The organism is Methanohalobium sp. (assembly GCF_018609725.1).
GTDB lineage: Archaea > Halobacteriota > Methanosarcinia > Methanosarcinales > Methanosarcinaceae > Methanohalobium.
This window is the reverse complement of the sequence record NZ_JAHENT010000023.1, coordinates 1-7,320: the sequence shown is the minus strand read 5'-3', so window position 1 is coordinate 7,320 and position 7,320 is coordinate 1. Positions and strand designations below refer to the sequence as shown.

8 protein-coding genes and 1 pseudogene are annotated in these 7,320 nt (G+C 37.6%); 6 read left to right on the top strand and 3 right to left on the bottom strand.

What is annotated here, in order from left to right; translation table 11 throughout:
• Positions 1-652, top strand: a pseudogene (locus QZ276_RS01265) (PPXXXP-CTERM sorting domain-containing protein); the annotation flags it as partial.
• Between the two features lie 111 nt (positions 653-763).
• On the opposite strand, the gene QZ276_RS01260 reads toward QZ276_RS01265, so the two are convergent.
• Positions 764-976 (bottom strand): hypothetical protein, encoded by a 213-nt coding sequence (locus QZ276_RS01260; RefSeq protein WP_292484562.1) that lies wholly within the window; start codon positions 974-976, stop codon positions 764-766.
• 345 nt (positions 977-1,321) lie between these two features.
• On the opposite strand from QZ276_RS01260, the gene QZ276_RS01255 reads away from it, so the two are divergent.
• Together QZ276_RS01255 and QZ276_RS01250 are read left to right on the top strand one after the other, a co-directional pair.
• Entirely contained in the window at positions 1,322-2,842 is a 1,521-nt protein-coding gene (locus QZ276_RS01255) for an AMP phosphorylase (protein ID WP_292484560.1), read from the top strand.
• A 26-nt stretch (positions 2,843-2,868) separates the two neighbouring features.
• The gene (locus QZ276_RS01250; RefSeq protein ID WP_292484558.1) at positions 2,869-3,426 is read left to right on the top strand and encodes a tRNA (cytidine(56)-2'-O)-methyltransferase; all 558 of its coding nucleotides are present in this window, start codon (positions 2,869-2,871) and stop codon (positions 3,424-3,426) included.
• A gap of 13 nt (positions 3,427-3,439) precedes the next feature.
• Here the strand turns inward: QZ276_RS01250 and QZ276_RS01245 are convergent, their stop codons facing one another.
• Entirely contained in the window at positions 3,440-3,805 is a 366-nt protein-coding gene (locus QZ276_RS01245) for a hypothetical protein (protein ID WP_292484556.1), read from the bottom strand.
• Between the two features lie 168 nt (positions 3,806-3,973).
• On the opposite strand from QZ276_RS01245, the gene QZ276_RS01240 reads away from it, so the two are divergent.
• Entirely contained in the window at positions 3,974-4,888 is a 915-nt protein-coding gene (locus QZ276_RS01240) for a TIGR00269 family protein (RefSeq protein WP_292484563.1), read from the top strand.
• A 2-nt stretch (positions 4,889-4,890) separates the two neighbouring features.
• Here the strand turns inward: QZ276_RS01240 and QZ276_RS01235 are convergent, their stop codons facing one another.
• A complete protein-coding gene (locus QZ276_RS01235) occupies positions 4,891-5,259 on the bottom strand; it encodes a helix-turn-helix domain-containing protein (RefSeq protein WP_292484554.1) in 369 nt (122 codons plus the stop codon).
• An 89-nt stretch (positions 5,260-5,348) separates the two neighbouring features.
• Between QZ276_RS01235 and hcp the strand changes: the two genes are divergently transcribed.
• Positions 5,349-7,040 (top strand): hydroxylamine reductase, encoded by a 1,692-nt coding sequence (hcp, locus tag QZ276_RS01230; RefSeq protein WP_292484552.1) that lies wholly within the window; start codon positions 5,349-5,351, stop codon positions 7,038-7,040.
• Positions 7,041-7,093: 53 nt separating this feature from the next.
• On the top strand, positions 7,094-7,320 hold a 227-nt coding region (locus tag QZ276_RS01225; protein WP_292484551.1), incomplete at its 3' end, for a cupin domain-containing protein.

Here is a 7,320-nt window from a genome sequence, read left to right as displayed (position 1 = left end):
TAACGTGAATCTCAGCAGTGTAGAGGTAAGTGACAACCAGACAACCTTTACCTCTGCAATAGGAGATCTTGCAGTAGGAGAGAGTACCACAGTGACCGATACCGGAACAGCAGAAGAAGGTCAGTATGCCAATCTTGGTAACGTGACTGGAGAATACGGTGACATCACAGTAGTAGATGAAGACCCGAGCCACTACTTCGGAATCATTCCATCGAATCCATCCATAGACATCGAGAAATCAACTAATGGAGATGATGCCGATACACCGACGGGACCCGAAATAGAAACCGGGAATCAGGTCACATGGACTTACACTGTAAACAATACTGGTAATGTACCGCTTGAAAACGTACAGGTCACAGACAGTGTAACAGGTGTAACTCCGGTTTATCAGAGTGGTGATGTAAATGGGGATGGCTACCTCAATCAGACAGAAACTTGGGTCTATGAATATACTGGTACTGCAACAGAAGGTCAGTACGAAAATGTAGGTAGTGTTACAGGTGATTATGAGGACGAAACAGTTTCAGATGAAGATTTGAGTCACTATGAAGGTGTTTCCAAAGAAGTGCCTACAGCAAGTCCGATAATCACCGCCGGTTTGCTTGGGGCAGTACTTTTGATGTATCTGAAAAGAAGTAGAAAACAATAAAGGGATAGTTAAACACTATCCATTTCTTTTTTAAAGTCTTTAACCTCACTTAAAAACCTGCCTTTGCCTACTTCTTCCATCACTGCGGACAGTTTTTCTCTCTGTGGTTTATCAGCATATTTTTTCATAAACTTTCATCACTCCATTAACAAAATCCACAAGTTCACCTTCATCCATCATGCCCATATTTGTTGCCTCTACAATTTCACTTCCGGATTTACTACCTACAAGAGCCATGTAACCTTCTTTTTCAATTTCTCTTGCATCATTCGGGCAGGCTTTTCCAGAAGGTCGTTGGGACAAACCACTGCACATGTGCCGCATCTGGCATACATTCCATTATCAACAATAGTATCTTTTAATTTCCATTCGTATATGATATCTCCCCGTTATTGGATTATTTTATATTTATATTGATTATAAAAGCCCTATATATAGCGTTTGATAAAAGTTAACTCTTTTAACTTTCATGATGCTGAAAAAGATTAAATCTATAGTATAACCAATCGATGTTCAAGTTTGCAAAGAGAAAGAACAAAAAAATAATTAGCAAAATAATGATTATTTCAGTTTCAACATTTATAAATATGGATGGGCTTCATTAGTTCGTATCTTTAAAAATTATCGGATATAATCTATCATCAAATTAATCAGTAACAGGAAGTAACAATGCAGCTTAAAGTACAGCCCCTTAATATCAAAGTCGGGAAATATAAAGTAGTTCTTAATACAGTAGATGCAAAAGAACTTGGTGTAAATGAAGGAGATAGAGTAAGAGTAAGAGACCATGACAGTCTTACAGCAATTGTGGATTTTACCGAAGATATGATATCTCCGGGTATGGTGGGGTTATATCATGAAGTTCAGGAAAAATTACAAAGAGAATGGACGGAAACTGTTGATATTTCACCCGCTTCCATCCCTAAATCAGCACAGGTAATCAAGAAGGTGATGAATAAACAAAAATTGACCAAAGAGGAAATCTACCTGCTTGTTAATGGTATAGTGGATGAAAGCCTTAGTGATATAGAATTATCTGCATTTATGACTGCTTCCTACATCAACGATATGAGCGATGATGAAACTGAATGGTTAACAAGAGCCATGATAGATACAGGCGAAAAAATAGAATTTGATACTCATCCAGTAATGGATAAACACTCCATTGGTGGGGTTCCGGGTAACAAAATATCTCTTCTTGTAGTTCCTATCGTAGCAGCTAACGGTTTAATGATTCCTAAAACAAGTTCAAGAGCTATTACTGGAGCAGGTGGAACATCAGATTTGATGGAAGTTCTGGCACCTGTAGAATTCAATGCATCAGAAGTACGGTCAATGACTGAAAAAATAGGAGGAGTTCTGGCTTGGGGTGGAGCTACGAATATAGCTCCGGCAGATGACAAACTTATACGCATTGAATATCCGCTTTCTATCGATCCTCATTGCCAACTTCTGGCGTCTATTATGGCTAAAAAGGGTTCAGTAGGTGCAGATCAGGTTGTAATTGATATACCAACCGGAGAAGGTACTAAAATAAAAAATGTTCAAGAAGGGAGAAAGCTTGCAAGAGACCTGATAAATCTTGGTGAACGTTTGGGGATGAATGTTGAATGTGCACTTACTTATGGTTCTTCTCCGGTAGGTAGAACTGTTGGACCGGCACTTGAAGTTAGAGAAGCACTTAAAGTTTTAGAATCTATGGAAGGTCCAAACAGTTTGATAGAAAAAAGTACCTCTATTGCAGGCATGCTTCTTGAGATGGGTGGTGTAGCTATCAAAGGACAGGGCAGAAAAGTAGCAGAAAATACCCTCAAAAATGGTTACGCTTTGAACAAAATGAAAGAGATTATAGACATACAAGGTGGAGATTCAAATGTGACCTCAGATGACATAAATGCCGGGGAATATACCCATAAATTAACAGCACCTACAGATGGTTATCTTATAGAATTTAATAATAAACGCCTTATTGAAATTGCAAGACTTGCTGGAGCACCAAATGATAAAGGAGCAGGTGTTTTAATACATAAAAAACGAGGGGAATCAGTGAAAAAAGACCAGGCAGTGCTGACAATCCATGCGGAGAAAGAATATAAACTTAAAAATGCAGTAAAAAGCGCTCAGATGAATTCTCCTATTATGATAGAGGGAATGCTTCTTGAAAGGGTTCCGAGTTATAAGGAGCTGTAATTAAGTTATTATTGTGATTGATTTCTATGACAGGAAAACAAATAGTTGTATTGCGTCTGGGTCACCGTCCTGAAAGAGATAAAAGAATTACTACACATGTAGGTTTAACGGCCCGAGCATTTGGAGCAGATGGTTTGTTGCTCGCATCTGATGACAGGGCTATAGCAGATAATATCGAATCTGTAGCTAGAAGGTGGGGCGGTAATTTTTATGTAAAAAACAATGTTGACTGGAAGAAAGAAATACAATCATGGAAAAACAACGGTGGAAAAGTATGTCACCTGTCCATGTACGGCTTGAATCTTTCTGATGTTGAAAGCGATATAAAAAATTGGCATAAAATCATGATTGTAGTGGGTGCAGAAAAAGTACCGCCTGAAGTTTATGACATGGCTGACTTGAATGTGGCTGTAGGAAATCAGCCTCATTCTGAAGTAGCCGCCATCTCAGTGACAATGGATAGGATTTCGGATTATGATCCGTTAGAACAGGAGTTTGAAGATGCTGAATTGTCAATCGTTCCGACATCAAGAGGTAAGAAGGTGATTGACAATACAAACTCAGATGATATAATTAATGATTAATCTGTTTGGTGTTTTATGAAAGATATAATATGCCAGGCAGTAAAATGACACCCATTGCGTTTGATTTTCTCAACGTCATAAAAGAAGCCATCATTCCTATGGGTGTGGCTATTATAAATATCAACAACCCATATAGTCCTGTAAACAGGATAACAAGTACAGCAAGCTCAAGTATGACTGTAATCCAAAACTTGTAATAATCTATTTTTGATAGAGTATTTATGCCATAATCAGCCATTACAGAGAATAAAGATACAAGGATCATCGCAAAATTGTTGTTATGTATTCCGGGGATTAACCCTAAAATTACTCCAAGAATGTAACCTACCAGTATAGACAACAATAGCATTGTAACCGATAAATCAGCTGGTGGAAACATCCTAACCCTTTATATGTCAAAATGAATATACTTAATACAATATTTACAGGTAAATTATTTGATGTGTGATAAAAATTTTATTTTTCAATTTTATCAGTTAAAAAGCATAGATAATATGTTTGATGAGAATTTATTTATATGAAATCTCTTTCAGGTAGAATGACATCTATGGGTATACAATGTACAAAATGTGATAACGAATCAATAATCTATCAAAAATATTCTGGAATGCATCTTTGCAAAAAACACTTTGTAGAAGATGTGGAAAGAAAAATCAAGCTAACCATTAGAAAACATTACAACATAAACAGAAATGAAACAATAGCAATAGCTTTAAGCGGTGGCAAGGACAGTACAGTTTTACTTTATATAATAAACAAAATATTTGGAGATAGACCTGATATAAACCTTGTAGCTATCACCATCGATGAAGGGATATTTGATTACCGTTTAGATACAATACAAAAATCAAAAGAACTTACTGATAATCTGGGTATAAAACACGTTATTCGTTCGTTTGCCGATGAATACGGAATGACACTTGATGAGCTCACACAAAAACAACGTTCATACGGAGCATGCAGTTATTGTGGAGTACTCAGGAAAAAACTTTTAAACAAAACAGCAAAGGAAAAAGGTGCAACCAGACTTGCAATAGGTCATAATCTTGATGATGAAGCTCAGACTATTCTATTAAACCATTTAAAAGGTGATGTATCCCGTCTGGTACGCCTTGACCCACCCAAGAAAATAGAAGGACTTACCCTGCGTATAAAACCTCTGCGTAGTATACCTGAAAAAGAAGTAGCACTCTACGCGATTGTCAATGAACTTCCTATGGATTTTAGTGAGTGTCCCTATGCTCATGAAGCAATAAGGGGGGAAGTAAGGGATATGCTGAATGAATTTGAGTCAAAACATCCCGGAACCAAACATTCATTATTAAGTGGATTCCAGAAATTGGTACCCATACTTGCAAAAGAATATCCTCCAGAGGAAAACAAACTTAACGAGTGTAGGGTATGTGGTGATTTGTGTACCGGAAGTTTATGCCAGGCGTGTAAATTACTGGGATATGAATAAATTCATTCAATGTTTTCCAATCCACAGAATTTACATTTTGACCTTTCACATTCTTTATTTTCAAATTTCCATTTCAGACCCCATTTCTTGATTTGCTGTATAACCTCAATAAAATCCTCACCGCTATCGGTAAGTGAATATTTACATTTAATGGGAACTGTGGAACCATCTACTTTTTTGTTGACAAGTCCATATTGTTCAAGTTCTTTTAAACGGGTAGTAAGCGTTTTTGGAGTTATATTTTGCAGCATATTTTTGAGTTCATTGAACTGTTTCTCACTGTTTTGTCCTTTATACAGTTCCAGCAATATGCAAAGAGACCATCTTTTTCCGATAATGTCTACTGTCTTGTATAATGTGCAGTCTTTCATAGTATCAATATAGAAACTGCCGGTTATATAAATAGGTATCCATATTATACTAAATATCATAAAGATACCAAAAATGGAGGTACAATATAATGTTTTGTTATCAATGTGAAGAAACAGCAAAAGGCGAAGGATGTACGAAAAAAGGAGTCTGTGGTAAATCCAACGAAGTGGCAAATCTTCAGGATGAATTAATGTATGTGCTTAAAGGTATTGCTTTCTACAATACCAAAGCAAGAGAACATGGGCTCAACGATGAAAAAACTGACAGGTTTATGCTGGATGCACTGTTTGCGACAGTGACCAATGTAAATTTCAGTGCTGATGATTTTAGAGATATGATAAATAACGCGTTCAATATACGCGACCAGGTAAAGGATAAGCTTGTTCAAAACAACATAGACCCTGTTGAAGGTCGAGATATCTCCTTGACAGACCAGATTAAGAGCAAACTTCTTCATAAAAACACTATCGATGAAAGCAGTTTGCCTGATATTGCAACAGTATCCTCTGCAAACATCGATAATGATGAGAATATCGGTGTTCTGGCTACAAAGGATGAAGATGTTAGATCATTAAGAGAACTGCTGACCTATGGTATAAAAGGTATGGCAGCCTATGCCCATCATGCTCATGTACTTGGTTACAGTGATGATGATATATTCAAATTTATGGAAAGAGGACTGCTGGCAACAGTGGACGATAACCTTTCTGCAGATGATTTGACCAATCTGGTGCTTGAGTGTGGAAGTATGGGTGTAAAAACAATGTCCATACTTGATGAGGCACACACCAGCAACTATGGAAATCCAGAACCAACTGAAATCAATCTTGGAGTAAGGCATAATCCGGGAATACTGATAAGCGGTCATGATATGAAGGACATGGAACAGCTCCTTAAACAGACCGAAGGAACAGGAGTAGATGTCTATACCCACGGTGAGATGCTCCCTGCAAATACTTACCCTGAGCTAAAAAAATACGACCATTTTGTTGGCAATTATGGTGGTTCATGGTGGAAACAGAAAGAAGAGTTTGAGAAATTCAATGGCCCCATACTTATGACCACAAACTGTATCGTACCGCCTAAGGATTCATACATCAACAGACTGTATACCACAAGTATAGTAGGTTACGATGGAGCAACACATATCAAAGCCGATGAGAACGGAAACAAGGATTTCTCACAGGTGATAGAACAGGCTAAAAACTCTAACCCACCACAACAGCTTGAAGAAGGCAAAATCATGGGTGGGTTTGCACACAATGCCGCTTTGTCTGTTGCTGATAAAATCGTAGATGCAGTTAAAAACGGTCAGATTTCAAGGTTTGTGGTAATGGCTGGTTGTGACGGCCGCAAAAAAGAAAGAGAATACTACACCGATTTTGCGAAACAGCTTCCTGAAGACACTGTTATATTGACAGCCGGATGTGCCAAGTACCGCTACAACAAACTCGACCTTGGAGAAATAGGTGGAATTCCAAGGATACTGGATGCAGGTCAGTGTAATGATTCCTATTCACTCGTGGTTATCGCCCAGAAACTGGCAGAAGCCTTTGAACTTGATGACATCAATGAACTGCCTGTTTCCTATAATATAGCATGGTATGAGCAAAAGGCTGTACTTGTACTGCTTTCACTCCTGAGTCTTGGTGTAAAGAATATAACACTCGGCCCAAGTCTGCCAGCCTTTGTGTCACCAAATGTACTCAATGTACTGGTGGATAAATTCAATATCGCACCTAACACTACTGTGGAAGAAGATATGGAAAAACTGCTCTAAATTTCATATCTTTTTTTTATTTTATAATTCATACATATAATAGAGGTAATATAATGCAGATAACAGATGTAGAGTCACAACCAGTACAGAAAAATCCACATGGTGTGGATGCAAGAAAATTATATGATAAGGACCATGGTCAGGCAGTTCATATAGAATTAAAACCAGGAGAAAGTCTAAGGAAACATATCACACCTGTTGATGTGTTTTTCTATGTACTTGAGGGGACTGCAACAATCGAGATAGGTGAGGAAACTGAAGATGTAGAAAAGGATAATCT